Origin of the sequence: Turicibacter sp. TJ11, assembly GCF_021497505.1 — a bacterium.
Taxonomy (GTDB): domain Bacteria; phylum Bacillota_I; class Bacilli_A; order MOL361; family Turicibacteraceae; genus Turicibacter.
On sequence record NZ_CP069349.1, the window covers coordinates 264176 to 281037 of the forward strand.

Annotated in this window: 17 protein-coding genes, 3 tRNA genes and 3 rRNA genes; 17 read left to right on the forward strand and 6 right to left on the reverse strand. The window is 38.9% G+C overall.

What is annotated here, in order from left to right:
* Window positions 1-20 precede the first annotated feature (20 nt).
* The 4 genes from def to JRC48_RS01250 form a co-directional block, all read right to left on the reverse strand.
* Window positions 21-575 (reverse strand): peptide deformylase, encoded by a 555-nt coding sequence (gene def / locus JRC48_RS01235; RefSeq protein WP_235070065.1) that lies wholly within the window; start codon window positions 573-575, stop codon window positions 21-23.
* Between the two features lie 396 nt (window positions 576-971).
* A complete protein-coding gene (locus JRC48_RS01240; protein ID WP_235070066.1) occupies window positions 972-1067 on the reverse strand; it encodes a YjcZ family sporulation protein in 96 nt (31 codons plus the stop codon).
* A gap of 127 nt (window positions 1068-1194) precedes the next feature.
* On the reverse strand, window positions 1195-1419 hold the full coding sequence (locus JRC48_RS01245) for a hypothetical protein (RefSeq protein WP_235070067.1): 225 nt from the start codon (window positions 1417-1419) through the stop codon (window positions 1195-1197).
* 150 nt (window positions 1420-1569) lie between these two features.
* Window positions 1570-1785 carry a sporulation protein YjcZ gene (locus tag JRC48_RS01250; protein WP_235070068.1) on the reverse strand — a complete coding sequence of 72 codons (216 nt, stop codon included), beginning with the start codon at window positions 1783-1785 and terminating at the stop codon, window positions 1570-1572.
* A 279-nt stretch (window positions 1786-2064) separates the two neighbouring features.
* Here JRC48_RS01250 and JRC48_RS01255 point away from each other — a divergent pair, with 279 nt between their 5' ends.
* Window positions 2065-3366 carry an IS4 family transposase gene (locus JRC48_RS01255; protein WP_235070069.1) on the forward strand — a complete coding sequence of 434 codons (1302 nt, stop codon included), beginning with the start codon at window positions 2065-2067 and terminating at the stop codon, window positions 3364-3366.
* A 220-nt stretch (window positions 3367-3586) separates the two neighbouring features.
* On the opposite strand, the gene JRC48_RS01260 is transcribed toward JRC48_RS01255, so the two are convergent.
* Both JRC48_RS01260 and JRC48_RS01265 read right to left on the reverse strand, forming a co-directional pair.
* Window positions 3587-3772 carry a YjcZ family sporulation protein gene (locus JRC48_RS01260; protein WP_235070070.1) on the reverse strand — a complete coding sequence of 62 codons (186 nt, stop codon included), beginning with the start codon at window positions 3770-3772 and terminating at the stop codon, window positions 3587-3589.
* A gap of 111 nt (window positions 3773-3883) precedes the next feature.
* Window positions 3884-4099 carry a sporulation protein YjcZ gene (locus JRC48_RS01265; RefSeq protein WP_235070071.1) on the reverse strand — a complete coding sequence of 72 codons (216 nt, stop codon included), beginning with the start codon at window positions 4097-4099 and terminating at the stop codon, window positions 3884-3886.
* Between the two features lie 167 nt (window positions 4100-4266).
* Here JRC48_RS01265 and JRC48_RS01270 point away from each other — a divergent pair, with 167 nt between their 5' ends.
* From JRC48_RS01270 to JRC48_RS01345, 16 genes are all read left to right on the forward strand, one after another.
* The gene (locus JRC48_RS01270; protein WP_235070072.1) at window positions 4267-5550 is read left to right on the forward strand and encodes an FtsW/RodA/SpoVE family cell cycle protein; all 1284 of its coding nucleotides are present in this window, start codon (window positions 4267-4269) and stop codon (window positions 5548-5550) included.
* 152 nt (window positions 5551-5702) lie between these two features.
* A complete protein-coding gene (locus JRC48_RS01275) occupies window positions 5703-6167 on the forward strand; it encodes a YlbD family protein (RefSeq protein WP_235070073.1) in 465 nt (154 codons plus the stop codon).
* A gap of 11 nt (window positions 6168-6178) precedes the next feature.
* On the forward strand, window positions 6179-6400 hold the full coding sequence (locus JRC48_RS01280; RefSeq protein ID WP_235070074.1) for a YlbE-like family protein: 222 nt from the start codon (window positions 6179-6181) through the stop codon (window positions 6398-6400).
* Between the two features lie 176 nt (window positions 6401-6576).
* Window positions 6577-6978, forward strand: coding sequence for a YlbF family regulator (locus JRC48_RS01285; protein WP_235070075.1), 402 nt, complete (start codon window positions 6577-6579; stop codon window positions 6976-6978).
* Window positions 6979-6997: 19 nt separating this feature from the next.
* A complete protein-coding gene (locus JRC48_RS01290) occupies window positions 6998-7219 on the forward strand; it encodes a DUF2129 domain-containing protein (protein WP_235070076.1) in 222 nt (73 codons plus the stop codon).
* Between the two features lie 119 nt (window positions 7220-7338).
* Window positions 7339-7608, forward strand: a complete 270-nt coding sequence (gene rpsP, locus JRC48_RS01295; protein WP_370630378.1) for a 30S ribosomal protein S16 — start codon at window positions 7339-7341, stop codon at window positions 7606-7608.
* 14 nt (window positions 7609-7622) lie between these two features.
* Entirely contained in the window at window positions 7623-7865 is a 243-nt protein-coding gene (locus JRC48_RS01300; RefSeq protein WP_235070077.1) for a KH domain-containing protein, read from the forward strand.
* A 205-nt stretch (window positions 7866-8070) separates the two neighbouring features.
* Window positions 8071-8147: transfer RNA gene (locus JRC48_RS01305), tRNA-Arg, on the forward strand.
* Between the two features lie 166 nt (window positions 8148-8313).
* Window positions 8314-9830: ribosomal RNA gene (locus tag JRC48_RS01310) — 16S ribosomal RNA — on the forward strand.
* 108 nt (window positions 9831-9938) lie between these two features.
* A 23S ribosomal RNA gene (locus JRC48_RS01315) occupies window positions 9939-12829 on the forward strand.
* Window positions 12830-12880: 51 nt separating this feature from the next.
* Window positions 12881-12989, forward strand: a 5S ribosomal RNA gene (gene rrf / locus JRC48_RS01320).
* The 16S, 23S and 5S rRNA genes sit together here with 3 tRNA genes alongside, the layout of an rRNA operon.
* A gap of 9 nt (window positions 12990-12998) precedes the next feature.
* Window positions 12999-13075: transfer RNA gene (locus JRC48_RS01325), tRNA-Asn, on the forward strand.
* A 1-nt stretch (window position 13076) separates the two neighbouring features.
* A tRNA-Gly gene (locus JRC48_RS01330) sits at window positions 13077-13150 on the forward strand.
* 251 nt (window positions 13151-13401) lie between these two features.
* A complete protein-coding gene (hemA, locus tag JRC48_RS01335; RefSeq protein WP_235070078.1) occupies window positions 13402-14637 on the forward strand; it encodes a glutamyl-tRNA reductase in 1236 nt (411 codons plus the stop codon).
* Between the two features lie 17 nt (window positions 14638-14654).
* The gene (gene hemL / locus JRC48_RS01340; RefSeq protein WP_235070079.1) at window positions 14655-15950 is read left to right on the forward strand and encodes a glutamate-1-semialdehyde 2,1-aminomutase; all 1296 of its coding nucleotides are present in this window, start codon (window positions 14655-14657) and stop codon (window positions 15948-15950) included.
* Between the two features lie 123 nt (window positions 15951-16073).
* Complete coding sequence (locus JRC48_RS01345; protein ID WP_235070080.1) at window positions 16074-16862, forward strand: sirohydrochlorin cobaltochelatase; 789 nt, start codon at window positions 16074-16076, stop codon at window positions 16860-16862.

A 16862-nucleotide genomic window follows, 5' to 3' on the forward strand; every position in this document is an offset into this window, starting at 1 on the left:
GAGAATCACTCTCGGTCTTTTTAAAATTCTAATGGTTTGGCATTAGGAATTGGTGCTAATGGCTTTTCTTTGTTGATGCGATCCGTAAATAAATGACCATTTAAATGATCAATTTCATGTTGGAAAACAATTGATACATAATCACGTAAACGGATTTTAATTAATTGACCTTTTACATTGTATCCCTGAACTGTAATACGACGATAACGTGGAACAAGACCTTCTACTTCGCGATCAACAGATAAACATCCTTCACCCATTGGAAGATAAGTCATTTCTTCTGAATAACTGATGATTTTAGGATTAGCTAATGCGATTGAATAAAGCTTCCCTTTTTCATCTTCAGTATGAACTGCAATAATACGTTTATCTAAGTTTAACTGAGGTGCTGCTAAACCAACACTTTCACGTAATTGGTATTTTTCAGCGATCTCAGGTGTTTGACTATTAATGATAAATTGTACCATGTCTTTCATTAACTTAACGTCTTCTTTACTTAATGGAATAGACACCTCAGTAGCTACTTTTGCTAATGTTGGATGACCCTCACGGATAATGTCTTTCATAGTAATCATTAAGAACCCTCCATTCTAACATACATCTTATTATAACAAACAAATAGTTATTTGGCTAATCAGACAAAAAGGAAAATAAAAGTATCTAGATAGGATAGAACTAGTACTGACTATTTTGCAGTAATCTTAGTCAAAGATTAACTTTAAAATGAAGATAAAAAAAGTCGTCATCGCCAGTCGGATTTAAAAACTTTCTCAAAAAGATGCATTTCAACTGATCTCTTTGAATAAAAATGAATGATGACAATGGATGATCAAGATTCATGTTTTTTTTTGATGGAGGAGTTGTCTTAAGTTTTTATAGTTTAAAAGATGATATAAATAAAAGAGATGCTATTCATCAAGAATAACATCTCCGTTCATTTTATCTATCGTACTAGTAAAATCGGCTATTGCTTAGTTGCAACAACAGCATCCGATAATCACTAATAAAATAAAGAGTACTAGGATAAATGCAAATCCACTACCCCAACTATTTTCTCCACATCTCATTTGAAATACCTCCTTGTTTTAAAGCCTAATATATCATACGTTTATTTACTCATTACGTTCATCATTTCAGAAGAAAGTAATTAGTCTATGAACATTTTAAGTGATCTGTTTGATTCATGCGTAGCGTTTAGTAACTACCGTAGCCGCCGCAACCACCAAAGCCACCGCAACCGCCGAAGCCTCCACCGCAACAACCGCAACCACAGACAATGATTAAGATAAAGACGATTAAAATAAAGGCACAGCAACATCCACCGAAACCTCCACCACATCCGCCTCCGTATCCTGCAGCAACTGGAACGACTGGTACGCATGGTTGACCGTATCCGTAACCTACACCGTTATAATACATGAGTTATTCCTCCTTTTTTATTTTAAGGCTCACTATATCATACGTAAAAGAGGAAAAAACGTTAGTTTATTTTGAATCAATCGATATAAATTATGACCCATAGACTTAAAGTAAGCGATTCACTAGGAATCGCTTAACTTAACCTTTTAATTAGCAGCCGCAACCGCAGTCGTTACCATATCCACCGCAGCTACTTCCACCAAATCCACCACCGCAACCGCAGATGATAGCTAATAAGATGAATAATACTAAGATGAAGGCTAATCCTCCACCCCAACCACCAGTGTTAGTGGCAACAGGTGCTACAGGAGCACATGGTGTATAGCAATTGTATCCGTTGTATCCATTATATCCATAATTATACATTTTGAATTCCCCTTTCATTTCTTAACTTCAAGATATTATACGCAAAAGACTAGAAGATGGTTAATGAATTTAAAGAAAAAATATAGATTTATTTAAGTATAAAAAATAAAAAGACTCTCAACTGAGCAATGTCATTAAGTTAACAAACTGATGACCCAAAGCTTTCCAAGAGAGGTGTACAATTTGTACACCTCTCTTTTTTTTACAAAAAAAGCTTGACATAGAAGCTCAAATCTGTGGCGTAGCCCCTTAAATATATCTATTTAAGGAGGCTATCACATGGCTAAGTATTCAACCAAGATCAAGCAAAAACTCATTCATATTATTAAGAAGATGAGTAGTAACCCAAAGGACTTTGTCCAAAATCCAAAGAAAGATTTTACTCGACATCGTAAACTTTCATTTGAATGTATGATGAACCTTATTCTCGCCATGAATGGTAATAGCCTTTATACAGAGTTAATGACTTATTTCAATTATGATATTAAGACGACATCTACCTCTGCTTTTATCCAACAACGTAGTAAAATACGACCGGATGCATTTAAACATTTATTTCAACAGTTTACTGCCTCATACGATCAGTATAAATACTTTCGAGGATATCGACTTCTCGCTATTGATGGCTCAACGTTTAATATTGCACATAATCCTGATGATGAAAAAACGTACATTAAATCTTCAACGGCTAAAAAGGGCTATAACTCCCTTCATCTGAATGCACTTTATGATTTAATGAATCGATTATATATCGATGCACAAATTCAACCGATTCGTGAATTAAATGAACGACAAGCACTGATTGAAATGGTCGGCAACTCTCCACTTAAAGATCCTGTGATTCTTGTTGCTGATCGAGGTTATGAAAGCTACAATACCTTCGCTCATCTTGAAGAAAAAGGCTGGAATTATGTGATACGAGTAAAAGATATTAAAAGTAAAAGTATTGTTTCCTCTCTGGATTTACCCGATAGTGATGAATTTGATACCACCATTCATTTAACCTTAACTCGAAAGCAAACAAATGAAGTGAAATCAAATCCACATCATTATAAGTTTTTACCCAATAATGCAAGATTTGATCATTTTGACTTGAAAGAGACTCAATTTTATAAGCTTTCATTCCGTGTTGTCCGATTCAAACTAACAGAAGATACCTACGAAACACTGATTACCAACTTAGAACCAGATGAATTTTCAAAGGAAGCATTAAAGGAAATATACGCCATGAGATGGGGGATTGAAACCTCATTTAGAGAGCTAAAATATGCGATAGGTTTAATTAACCTTCATGCAAAGAAACCTACATTTATAGAACAAGAAATATTCGCAAAACTAACGATGTATAACTTTTGTGAGATGATTACATTAAATGTTGTTTTAGTTAAGAAGGAACGGAAGCATGATTATCAGGTGAATTTCACCGTTGCCATTCACATCTGTTGTCAGTTTTTTAAGTCTTCAAAGATACCTGTTGAAGAGCTGATTCAAAAAAACATATTACCGATTCGAAAAGGCCGTCGTGATGAACGGAAAACTAAAGTTAAACCAAGTGTAAGTTTTACTTATCGAGTGGCCTAACCAAAATTTAAACGTGTGAAAAAGCAGATGAGACGATCTGCTTTTTAGGCATGCCTAAAATAAGAATTTTCAACGATTAATCAATAGAAAAAAGACATCGTGAAATCAAAATTGATTTTACGATGTCTCTTAAATCTCCAATATCACTTAACTAAGTGACATTGCTCAACTGAGAGCCTTTTTTCTACTACGTTCCATCACATCCAGCAGATCGGGTGAATTAGCAGCCGCAACCGCAACCTCCGCTGTTACCACCGAATCCAAATCCACCACAACTACAAATGATAGCTAATAAGATGAATAATACTAAGATGAAAGCGAATCCGCTTCCGCCACCGCAACTAGAACCACCAGTGTATCCAGTTCCGTAACAAGGTGTGTAGCAATTGTATCCATAATTATACATATAAATTTCCTCCTTTAGATGATTACCTCAATATATCATACGTACTATTTTCAAAATGGTTAATGATTTTATTAATCATTTTGAGTAATTCAATCAGTTTAGAAAGGATGGTTAGCATCCATAACTGCATCCACTATTGTTGCCACTGAATCCACAACAACATCCGATGATGGCTAATAGAATGAATAATACGAGGATTAGAGCGATATTGTATCTTTTACCGTTTGTAATAGGCATTTGATAAGTAACAGGTGCGTAGCCACCATAACCATACCCACTAATATATCCTCCGTAGTTATAGTTACATCCTGTTCCGTAGTTGTACATCGTATATCCCTCCCTCATTCCTGATTACAATGTATTATACGTCTAGCTACTAAATTGGTTCATGTCAAATAACCAGTTAATGACAAAAGATAAAGTTTTTTTAAAAACGTAATCATGGTAAAATAATAGTTACATTAAATTTGTTGATGGCTTAGGAGGAGAGGTAGATGAGTTTGAAAGTAAGAAGAGTAAAAAAAACGCCACTTCAAGTCTTAAAAAACTATACAAGTGACTTTTTCGAACGCTTATCTGGACTTGATAAATTAACATTAGTTTTAGTTTGTTTTTTATTTGGGATTGGATTACTCATGATTTATAGTATTACAAGTATCTCTATTTATAATGGGGTAAAGAATGACCCAACCAATTTCTTTATCAAAACGTTGATCATGGCAGTAGCGGGAATAGGTGCTATGGGGGTCATCATTATCATGCCTTATCGGATGTTAAAAAACTTAAGTTTTTTAGCGGTCATTGGATGTCCGTTGATATTATTGGTGACTCTTTTATTTGCAAAAGGATCAGCAGATTCAGATGTAAACAGTTGGTTTCAGATTGGATCATTTAAACTTCAACCTGCTGAGTTCGTTAAAATCGGAATGATTTTGGCTATCGCTTGGTTAGTGTCTAAAAGTATCGATAAAAAGATGTATTATTTAAATAGCCTTAAAGATATTAACTTGAATTTGTTTTTTCAGAGTTTTGTTTTTGTTATTTGTTATTTTGGTTTATGTACGCTATTAGTCTTACTTCAGCCTGACTTTGGGTCTGCCTTAATTCTTGGGTTTATTGGATTAATTATGTTTTTAGCTACAGGAGTGAAATATAAGGCCTATCGTCCACTAGTTTATGTTGGGATTATGATCTTAATTACGGGTATTTTTGTGATGATCAAAGCTTTCCCTTATCAAGCTGAACGCTTCTCAATGTGGTTAGACGATCCATTTACCCATGATAAAGGGTTTCAAAATGTCATGGGGTATACAGCCATTGCTCTCGGTGGTTTATCTGGAGTAGGAGTTGGGAATAGTACTCAAAAATATGGATACGTTTTAGAACCACATAATGATATGATTTCAACGATTATAGCTGAAGAATTAGGAGTCTGGATGATATTAGTGATCATGATTGCTTATTTTGTCATTGGAATTCGTTGCTTTTTAACGGCTGCCAAATGTCAAGACATGTTTGCTGCCCTTGTTAGCGTCGGAGTTGGAACAATCTTTTTTGTTCAACCCATCATTAACTTAGGTGGAGCTAGTGGTGCCCTTCCATTAACAGGGGTAACTCTTCCGTTTATTAGTTATGGAGGATCGAGTTTAGTTTCATTATTTTTAGGAGTTGGAATCTATTTAAATGTTAGAATGGAAATGATTGCTCAGCAGAAAAAAATGCGTGAACAAAAAAAGCAATTATTAAAAACGAAAGTTGTTCCGTTTCCAAAATCATAAATTTTAAAAGCCTTTATCACAAATAAAGGCTTTTTTCATATATTAATAGTAAGAGGAAAAACATCTTCCTATGAGTAATTAAATAGACAGTCACCTAAATGTTGTACGTTAGTATAATATAATAGTGATGAAGTGTAGTGAGGTGAGAGAAAGTGGATAGCGAATTAGATGGATTTAAACAATTCGTACGTAAATATCCTGGACTAAAGCACGATGTTCGAAATGGAAAAGCAACGTGGCAATCAATCTATGAAGAATGGTATTTATATGGTGAAGAAGATAGTCAGTGGGAGAAATATAAAAGTGTTCCAACTGAAACAGAGATCTCAACACCATTAGCTACAAATATAAACGGTGAGACAACAACAGATGCAGATCCAAAAACAACAACTGCTAATAGTACACTTAATGCAACAGAAATGATGACGCAAGCTTTTCAATATCTTCAAAAAATGGACATGAATAAAGTTCAACAAACGATGGGAACCGTACAAAAATTCATACAGATTTTCCAAACCTTCCAAGGGGGGAGTGGTGGATCAGCTGGAGCTGGTTTAGGTGCAGCGGCAAGTCAAAGGCAATCATTTCCTGGACTATTCTCTAAATTCGATGATTAGGAGATGAGAAAATGGAAATTATCTATCAGATTGTTAATAACGTTGAGCAAAGAGATTATATTCGAATGTACCCCTTATGGTATAAGGAGTTAAATCGAAATCCTGAAAAATATCAAGATTTTGTAAATGAAGTGGAAGCTATAAAAAAACAATCACAGCCGACACGTCTTCAAAAATTTGAACAACGACTTAATATGGCACAGTTTATGTTAAGAATGATTAATAGTAAATAAGTGAAATAGTAGAGCAATCATTAGAGGATTTGGTAAAGTGGGCATAATAAAAACGTCTAAGTATTTAGACGTTTTTATTATGCCTTTGAATTAGAAGTTAAAAAGAAACGAATGACAGCTAATAATTCATTAGCTAACATACTTCGATTATGTTATAATGAAAGACGGTGATTAAAGTGCTAAATAATACAGATTATATCGAATTATGTGAAGCAATCGGTGATGAAATATTATCACTTCCAGTTTTTCAAATGTATAAAAAATTACAACACGAAATGAATCATAATCAAGAGATTATTCAATTAATAAATGAATTTGAGAAAGCAAAAGAACTTTATGCAGATGTTGAACGATATGGTGGAAAGTATCATCCAGATTATAAAGAAGTATCTCAACGACTCATTGATACAAAATCTAACTTGTATCAAAATGCTAGTGTAAAAGAATTTAAAGCCTGTGAAAAAGAAATTCAATCCATTCTAGATGAAATATCAAACTATATTTCTCAAGCAGTAGAAGTAACCGTTAAAACAAAGACTAAATCATGTGGATGTGGTAGCGGGAATTGTTCACGTTAAGCTTTAGGAGGAAAAGAAATTGGATCAAAGACGCATTCAGATTATTGTTTATACAAGGAAATCGGGTATCCAACAAAAATTATCACAGTTTGGGCACGTTGTTTATATCTCTAAAAAGATGAACTATGTTTGCCTATATGTTAATGAAAAACAAAAAGATCAGGTCATAGCTAAAATAAAAAACCTTCAAGGCATTCAAAGAATCGAGGTTGGACCTGAGGTGTTAGAAGCCGTTAAATAAAATGAATAGTGTTAAGTAAAAAAACTTGACACTATTTTTTTATGTTGTTATAATAGTAAATGTCGTGTTAAGGGAAAATACTTAACAGTTTAAAATGAACATAATTGGAGGAATATATAATGGTAAAATTACGTTTAACTCGTATGGGTTCTAAGAAAAAACCTTTCTATCGTATCGTAGCATCTAATGCAACTAGTCCACGTGACGGACGTTTCATCGAAGTAATCGGGACATACAACCCAGTTGCTCAACCAGCTATCGTTTCAATCAACGAAGAATTAGCAATGAAATGGTTACGTAACGGAGCTCAACCAACTGATACAGTTCGTGCTTTATTCTCAGCTGAAGGAATTATGACTAAATTCCATAACGAAAAATACGCTAAGTAATGATGGAGGCATCGGTGAACTATATTTCATTAATTGAAAATTTGATTCGCCCGCTTATCAACCATCCAGATGATCTGCGCGTCAAAGAATTTCCGAGTGAGGCAGAATACATTTTATTTCAAGTCATGGTCAATGAAGAAGATTTAGGACGTGTTATTGGTAAACAAGGAAATATTGCAAATGCTATTCGAACGATTGCATTTGCAGCGGGATCACAACATAAGAAGAGAATAAAAATCAATTTTGATTCTTATTAATTCAAAAAGAACTCTAGGATAATCATCTTAGAGTTCTTTTTTTAGAAAAAATAGAAAATAAAGTATAAGATATAAAAATGTGTTAATAATATAATTGTCAAATGTGATTTGCAGTGAAATGCTAACTTTTTTTAAAAAAATAATAAAAAGTGTTTGACAATACTCGACACGCATGATAATATAAATGACGTCAAGAAAATGACTAGCGCCCATAGCTCAATTGGATAGAGCGTTTGACTACGGATCAAAAGGTTAGGGGTTCGACTCCTCTTGGGCGCGCCATAAAAAAGTTTAAAAAGTGTTTGACAGAAGAAGTGAGACATGATAAACTAATAAAGTCGCCAAAACAAGGTGATGAGAAGTTCTTTGAAAACTAAACAGAACGTCAAGAAACATTTACTTTTAAGATAAAGTTTCGAACAGAAGCTTAGGATAAAAACAAACATTTAATATGGAGAGTTTGATCCTGGCTCAGGATGAACGCTGGCGGCGTGCCTAATACATGCAAGTCGAGCGAACCACTTCGGTGGTGAGCGGCGAACGGGTGAGTAACACGTAGGTCATCTGCCCATCAGACGGGGACAACGATTGGAAACGATCGCTAATACCGGATAGGACGAAAGTTTAAAGGTGCTCCTGGCACCGCTGATGGATGAGCCTGCGGCGCATTAGCTAGTTGGTAGGGTAACGGCCTACCAAGGCGACGATGCGTAGCCGACCTGAGAGGGTGAACGGCCACACTGGGACTGAGACACGGCCCAGACTCCTACGGGAGGCAGCAGTAGGGAATCTTCGGCAATGGGCGAAAGCCTGACCGAGCAACGCCGCGTGAATGATGAAGGCCTTCGGGTTGTAAAATTCTGTTATAAGGGAAGAACGACTTTAGTAGGAAATGGCTAGAGTGTGACGGTACCTTATGAGAAAGCCACGGCTAACTACGTGCCAGCAGCCGCGGTAATACGTAGGTGGCGAGCGTTATCCGGAATTATTGGGCGTAAAGAGCGCGCAGGTGGTTGATTAAGTCTGATGTGAAAGCCCACGGCTTAACCGTGGAGGGTCATTGGAAACTGGTCAACTTGAGTGCAGAAGAGGGAAGTGGAATTCCATGTGTAGCGGTGAAATGCGTAGAGATATGGAGGAACACCAGTGGCGAAGGCGGCTTCCTGGTCTGTAACTGACACTGAGGCGCGAAAGCGTGGGGAGCAAACAGGATTAGATACCCTGGTAGTCCACGCCGTAAACGATGAGTGCTAAGTGTTGGGGGTCGAACCTCAGTGCTGAAGTTAACGCATTAAGCACTCCGCCTGGGGAGTACGGTCGCAAGACTGAAACTCAAAGGAATTGACGGGGACCCGCACAAGCGGTGGAGCATGTGGTTTAATTCGAAGCAACGCGAAGAACCTTACCAGGTCTTGACATACCGTTGACCGTCCTAGAGATAGGATTTTCCCTTCGGGGACAATGGATACAGGTGGTGCATGGTTGTCGTCAGCTCGTGTCGTGAGATGTTGGGTTAAGTCCCGCAACGAGCGCAACCCCTGTCGTTAGTTGCCAGCATTCAGTTGGGGACTCTAACGAGACTGCCAGTGACAAACTGGAGGAAGGTGGGGATGACGTCAAATCATCATGCCCCTTATGACCTGGGCTACACACGTGCTACAATGGTTGGTACAAAGAGAAGCGAAGCGGTGACGTGGAGCAAACCTCATAAAGCCAATCTCAGTTCGGATTGTAGGCTGCAACTCGCCTACATGAAGTTGGAATCGCTAGTAATCGCGAATCAGAATGTCGCGGTGAATACGTTCCCGGGTCTTGTACACACCGCCCGTCACACCACGAGAGTTTACAACACCCGAAGTCAGTGGCCTAACCGCAAGGAGGGAGCTGCCTAAGGTGGGGTAGATGATTGGGGTGAAGTCGTAACAAGGTATCCCTACCGGAAGGTGGGGATGGATCACCTCCTTTCTATGGAGAAAGCGACGTTCTGTTTAGTTTTGGAAGAATTTCTTCCAAGGTTGATCTTTGAAAACTAGATATCTTCATTCAGAAGAAACAATCAATAGATTTAAAATAGGTTAAGTGAATAAGGGCGCACGGAGGATGCCTTGGCACTAGGAGTCGACGAAGGACGCGACAAACGGCGAAACGCCTCGGGGAGCTGTAAGTGAGCATTGATCCGGGGATATCCGAATGGGGAAACCCGCTAGTGGTGATACGCTAGCACCATCTGGTGAATACATAGCCAGATTGGAGACAGACCCAGGGAACTGAAACATCTAAGTACCTGGAGGAAAAGAAAGAAAGATCGATTCCCGTAGTAGCGGCGAGCGAAGTGGGAAGAGCCCAAACCGGACTTGTCCGGGGTTGTAGGACCTTCAGAATTGACAAATCATGATAGCCGAATGGTCTGGGAAGGCCAACCGTAGGGGGTGAGAGTCCCGTAGGTGAAATTGTGAAATGCATGGAAGGAATCCTGAGTACGGCGGGACACGTGGAATCCCGTCGGAATCAACGAGGACCATCTCGTAAGGCTAAATACTACCTAGTGACCGATAGTGAACCAGTACCGTGAGGGAAAGGTGAAAAGAACCCCGGAAGGGGAGTGAAAGAGAACCTGAAACCGTGTGCCTACAACTAGTCAGAGCCCGTTCATGGGTGATGGCGTGCCTTTTGTAGAATGAACCGGCGAGTTACGATATCGTGCGAGGTTAAGCAGAAGATGCGGAGCCGTAGCGAAAGCGAGTCTGAATAGGGCGATGAGTACGATGTTGTAGACCCGAAACCGTGTGAGCTAGCCATGAGCAGGCTGAAGGTCAGGTAACACTGACTGGAGGGCCGAACCAGGGCACGTTGAAAAGTGCTTGGATGACTTGTGGCTAGGGGTGAAATTCCAATCGAACACGGATATAGCTGGTTCTCTCCGAAATAGCTTTAGGGCTAGCCTCGATGTTAAGTCTACTGGAGGTAGAGCACTGAATGGGTGATGGCCCCACCTCGGGGTACTGATCTCAATCAAACTCCGAATGCCAGATAGATATCATCGGGAGTCAGACTGTGGGTGATAAGGTCCATGGTCAAAAGGGAAAGAGCCCAGACCGCCAGCTAAGGCCCCCAAGTGTCCGTTAAGTGGAAAAGGATGTGGAGATGCACAGACAACTAGGAGGTTGGCTTAGAAGCAGCCATCCTTTAAAGAGTGCGTAATAGCTCACTAGTCGAGTGACTCTGCGCCGAAAATGTACCGGGGCTAAACGGACCGCCGAAGCTGCGGATTGACTTTAGAGTCAGTGGTAGGAGAGCGTTCTAACAGCGGAGAAGCAGTACCGGAAGGAGCTGTGGAGCGGTTAGAAGTGAGAATGCCGGTGTGAGTAGCGAAAGATAGGTGAGAATCCTATCCATCGAAAGCCTAAGGTTTCCAGGGGAAGGCTCGTCCGCCCTGGGTAAGTCGGGACCTAAGGTGAGGCCGAAAGGCGTAGCCGATGGACAACAGGTTGATATTCCTGTACCACTTATTAAACTGATGGAGTGACGGAGAAGGCTAAGTTGAGCGTGTGAATGGATTCACGTGTAAGCAGTGAGGTGGTCATGTAGGCAAATCCGCATGGCATAACATTGAGCTGTGATGCCGAAGCCAATAGGCGAAGTCAACTGACGTCACGCTTCCAAGAAAAGCTTCTAGGGTTAATTTAGTAAGTGCCCGTACCGATAACCGACACAGGTAGGCGAGGAGAGAATCCTAAGATGAGCGAGAGAACTCTTGTTAAGGAACTCGGCAAAATGACCCCGTAACTTCGGGAGAAGGGGTGCTTGTGAAAGCAAGCCGCAGTGAATAGGCCCAGGCGACTGTTTATCAAAAACACAGGTCTCTGCTAAACCGCAAGGTGATGTATAGGGGCTGACGCCTGCCCGGTGCTGGAAGGTTAAGAGGAGAGGTTAGCGCAAGCGAAGCTTTGAATTGAAGCCCCAGTAAACGGCGGCCGTAACTATAACGGTCCTAAGGTAGCGAAATTCCTTGTCGGGTAAGTTCCGACCCGCACGAAAGGCGTAACGATCTGGGCGCTGTCTCAACAAGAGACTCGGTGAAATCATAGTACCTGTGAAGATGCAGGTTACCCGCGACAGGACGGAAAGACCCCGTGGAGCTTTACTGTAGCTTGATATTGAGCACTGGTGGCACATGTACAGGATAGGTAGGAGACGAAGAAACCAGGACGCCAGTCTTGGTGGAGTCGCTGTTGGGATACTACCCTTGTGTTACTGGGGTTCTAACCCGTGGCCCTCATCGGGTCAGGGAACAGTGTCAGGTGGGCAGTTTGACTGGGGCGGTCGCCTCCCAAAGAGTAACGGAGGCGCCCAAAGGTTCCCTCAGAATGGTTGGAAATCATTCGAAGAGTGTAAAGGCAGAAGGGAGCTTGACTGCGAGACCTACAAGTCGAGCAGGGACGAAAGTCGGGCTTAGTGATCCGGCGGTACCGAATGGAAGGGCCGTCGCTCAACGGATAAAAGCTACCCCGGGGATAACAGGCTGATCTCCCCCAAGAGTTCACATCGACGGGGAGGTTTGGCACCTCGATGTCGGCTCATCGCATCCTGGGGCTGTAGTCGGTCCCAAGGGTTGGGCTGTTCGCCCATTAAAGCGGTACGCGAGCTGGGTTCAGAACGTCGTGAGACAGTTCGGTCCCTATCCGTCGTGGGCGTAGGAAATTTGAGAGGAGCTGTCCTTAGTACGAGAGGACCGGGATGGACACACCGCTGGTGTACCAGTTGTTCTGCCAGGAGCATCGCTGGGTAGCTACGTGTGGACGGGATAAACGCTGAAAGCATCTAAGCGTGAAGCCCCCCTCAAGATGAGATTTCCCATTCGAAAGAAGTAAGATCCCTTGAAGACGACGAGGTGGATAGGTCAGGAGTGGAAGTGTGGTGACACATGGAGCGGACTGATACTAATCGATCGAGGACTTAACCAACGAAACTGAAGAAGATATCTAGTTTTGGAAGATTAACGAATCTTTCAGAGGTCTAGTGATGATGGCAAGGAGGGCACACCTGTTCCCATACCGAACACAGCAGTTAAGCTCCTTAGCGCCGAGGGTAGTACGCAAGTGCGAGAGTAGGACGTCGCTGGGCCGAATAAATGCCTCAATAGCTCAGTTGGTTAGAGCACTTGACTGTTAATCAAGGGGTCCTAGGTTCGAGTCCTAGTTGGGGCGCCATGCGGGTGTAGTTTAATGGTAGAACTTCAGCCTTCCAAGCTGACTGTGAGAGTTCGATTCTCTTCACCCGCTCCAATTGATGATAATGCACCGCTAGGGTGCTTTTTTTATATTTTTAACTCAATATAAATACTTTAGGACGCTAAGCGTCTTTTTTTATTTTAATGAAATAGTAGTTTATTTGTTTATTAAAAAGATGAATTATAATAGAAGGAGTTACAATTATTTAAAAACATGTCTGTTTCGATAGATGTAAATTTACAAATGAACTTGAACTAAGGTATACTATATTAAGATAAGAATAACTGTTTTATTGGAGGTTAGGTATGGAGATAGGAGTAATTGGAATCAATCATCATTTGGCACCCATTAGTGTGCGAGAAAAAGTATCGTTCACCGATACTAAAAAGATAGAGGCTATTAATACTTTGCTCGATAACGGTATAAGTGAAGTTGTCATCCTATCTACCTGTAATCGAAGTGAAATTTATATTTATACAGAGAGTATTGAAGAGAAGTTCGAGTTCATTTCTAACTATTATAAACAGTTTTTTAATCATGAAGAAGTTGATCAATATTTATTTCATAAAATCGGATATGACGTTATTTATCATCTATATAAAGTGACTGCAGGGTTAGATTCTATGGTACTTGGAGAGGATCAAATTTTAGGTCAAGTGAAGAGAGCACATGAGTTTTCAATGCAATTAGGGGCTAGTAAGAAATTTTTTAATAAACTTTTTCGAGAAGCTATTACCACTGCTAAGGAAATCAAAAGTACCACTAAAATTTCTGAACAACCCTTATCTATTGCCTATATAGGAGTAAAGCTTCTAAAAGAAAAAATAGGTTCTTTAAAAGATAAACGTGCCTTAGTTATTGGTTGTGGGAAAATGAGTAAGCTAGCAATGACTTATCTTCAAGAAGAACAGATTTCAAAGATCTATCTTTCAAATCGAAGTCACGGAAAAGTGACTCATATTGCAAATGAAGTTGAGAATATTATTCCTATTGAATATGAAAAGCGATATGACGTTTTAGAAAACGTTGATATTGTCATTAGTGCTACGTCTGCTCCCCATACTATTATTTGCTATGAGGATATGCCTCCTATTCAGAGCCCACTTTATATGATGGATATGGCTTTACCACGAGATATTGATTCTCAAATTAAATTATTAGATTATGTTGAGCTTTACGATATAGATGATTTAAAGAAAATACATGATGAAAATGATAGTAAACGTGCCGAATTAGCTCACGCTGCACATACGATTATTGAAGATAGAATAAATGAGTTTTTAACTTGGCTAGATACCGCAGACATCGATCCCACTATTCAATCGTTAAACGAGAAGTGTCTAGAAATTAAGAAGGATTCGTTAGATTATTTATTTAAAAAATTAGACTTAGGTTTACGAGAACAAAAATTGATAGATCGAATGATGGAAAATGCTTTAAAACGACTCATTAGGGAACCTATTGTAAACTTAAAACAAATTAAGGATCAAGGAAAAAGGGAAGAATATATTAAACTAATTGAAGAATTATTTGAGATTTAATGATTGGAGGTTTAATCATGATCACTACAAAATCAGAACAAATTTATCATGAGGCAACGAAATACATTCCAGGTGGTGTGAATAGTCCTGTTCGAGCCTTCAAATCGGTTGGATTAACGCCTATCTTTGTTGATCATGCCAAAGGAAGTAAAATTTACGATGTAGATGGAAATGAATATATTGATTATATTTGTTCATGGGGGCCATTAATGCTTGGGCACTCACCTAAAGAGTTAAGTATTGGAATAGATGAAATCATTCAAAAGGGAACAAGTTACGGAGTTCCGACTCAAATTGAAGTAGAGATGGCTAAAATGATTGTTGAAGCTTATCCTGCCATTGATCAAGTTCGCATGGTTAACTCGGGAACGGAAGCGACGATGAGTGCATTACGTGTGGCCAGAGGATATACAGGAAGAAATAAAATTTTAAAATTTGAAGGGTGTTATCATGGTCATTCAGATGCTTTATTAGTTCAATCAGGTTCTGGAACCATTACTTATGGTGTACCGACTAGTCCAGGAGTGCCTGATGATGTTGTTAAACATACGTTAGTTTGCCGATATAATGATTTAGATGCGGTTAGACAAATTTTTAAAGCTCAAGGAGATGAAATTGCAGCGGTGATTGTTGAAACAATCTCAGGAAATATGGGATTAGTTAAAGGAAAACAAGAGTTTATTGAATTATTAAGGGAAGTATGTACAGCGTATGGTGCTGTTTTAATTTTTGATGAGGTTATTACAGGATTTAGAATTAGTTATCATAGCTCTCCGGATTATTTTGGCGTAAAACCTGACATGGTTTGCTTTGGAAAAATTATAGGGGCTGGCTTACCTGTTGGAGCTTATGGTGGAAAAAAAGAAATTATGGACATGGTTTCACCGGTTGGTCCTGTTTATCAGGCAGGAACATTATCAGGAAATCCTTTAGCGATGTACATGGGGAAAAAGAACTTAGAAATTTTAAGAGATAATCCGAACATCTATACGGAACTAGATCGAAAAGCTAAAAAGCTTGAAGAGGGATTTAAACAAAACTTAGAAAAGTTAGGATTAGATTATACCGTCACACGAGCAGGATCATTAGTTTGTTTATTCTTTACGAAAGGTCCAGTAGAAAGTTACGATGATGCTAAAACATGTGACATTGAAAAATTTAATAAGTACTTTGCACAATTACTCAAACAAGGAATTCTAATAGGTCCTAGTCAATATGAAGCAATGTTCCTATCTAATGCTCATACGGATGAAGATATAGAACAAACGATTAAGGCAAATTATGAAGCTTTAAAAGTAGCGCATGATTTATAGATAGAACCTAGCCCTTGGCTAGGTTCATTTTTTAGTTGCTAAGAGAGGATGTAATTCTTTTTATAATCAATCAGCCATAACTACAATAGTTGATTTGTTATTAAAGAATTTAGGAGGGGAATCATGAAAAAAGCAATTTTAGTTGTTAGTTTTGGAACAAGTTACAAAGAAACAAGAAAAAAAACGATTGAGGCATGTGAGACAAAGATTAAGCAAACATTCCATGATTATGAGATATATAGCGCTTATACATCTAAAAAGATTATTGAGAAAATAAGAATGAAAGAGGGAATTGATATTCAAACGCCTATGCAGGTGTTAGATCAATTATCTCAAAAATGTTATGATGAGGTTATTGTTCAACCGTTATATATGATTCATGGGAAGGAATTTGATGAGTTGGCAAAACAAGTAGAGCGTTATCGTGACAGATTTAAATATCTTTTTTTAGGTACCCCTTTATTAGCTTCAAATGAAAGAAATGATGAGGTGGCTGAAGCGATAAAAGATCAAATCCCGACTAGCTATGCTAACGAAGTCATTTTGTTAGTCGGTCATGGGTCATTAAAAAACTCTAACGAATGTTATAAAAGGTTGGAATCTTATTTAAATAAGCAAGGGTTAAACATCTATATTGCAGTGCTTGAAGGTGAAATGACATTAACTGATGTTATTAAAAAACTTCAGATGACTGATGTGACAGCCATTCATTTAGTTCCACTCATGTTAGTAGCAGGTTATCACGTGGTTAAAGATCTAATGAGTGAGAGTCCATCTTCTTGGAAAGCAATTTTAGAAAAAGAAGGATTTAATGTAAAAGTTCATTTAAAAGCACTTGGTGAAAATCCAAAAATTCAGGCATTATTTGTTCAATCGGTTCGTGAAGGAATAAATAAGCAACTGAATGAATAG